The organism is Streptomyces sp. NPDC059909, from assembly GCF_042730885.1.
GTDB lineage: Bacteria > Actinomycetota > Actinomycetes > Streptomycetales > Streptomycetaceae > Streptomyces.
Genome location: NZ_JBHWKX010000266.1, coordinates 612 through 1,077, shown reverse-complemented (window position 1 = coordinate 1,077; position 466 = coordinate 612). Strand labels below are relative to the sequence as shown.

Sequence of the window (466 nt, the reverse complement as noted above, 5' to 3'; positions counted from 1 at the left end):
AGGGCGGACAGCTCGATGCTCAGCCGCTTGGTCAGCGGGCCCGAGAGACCGGAGACAACGACGTCGGCCTCCAGCGACCGGACGATCACGTCGTCCCAGGCCATGGTCTCGACGGATGCCACGCCCGCGTCGGCGATCTGCTGCGCGGAAAGCGCGGCACGCAGGTCCGGCACGGCGACACGACAGGCGAATCCGCGGGATTCGAGTTCCCGTTGGATACGGGCACACCATTTCAGCTGGGAATCGAAAGCGGCCACCAGCAGAGCTGTTCTCATAAGGTCCTCGTGATTCCCGTCGGTGCGGCTCGGCTCGCTGATCCACTCGTACGCGGCCCCGTTGACGCCGGTCAGACTAGTGCGGGCCCACCTGCCCGTCGATCGCTTCCGCCGACAGTTGGTCCGTTGTCCCCGCGACGTTCGCCGGGGCGACACCGAAGAGGGAAGGCGACGGGTGGCCGCCTTTCCGC

Annotated in this window: 1 protein-coding gene; it reads right to left on the bottom strand. The window is 67.6% G+C overall.

The annotated features are described in order from the left end of the window. Positions 1-275, bottom strand: a 275-nt coding sequence (locus ACFV9O_RS40740) for a DUF6716 putative glycosyltransferase (protein WP_385428204.1), incomplete at its 3' end; no start/stop codon positions are given. Positions 276-466 lie beyond the last annotated feature (191 nt).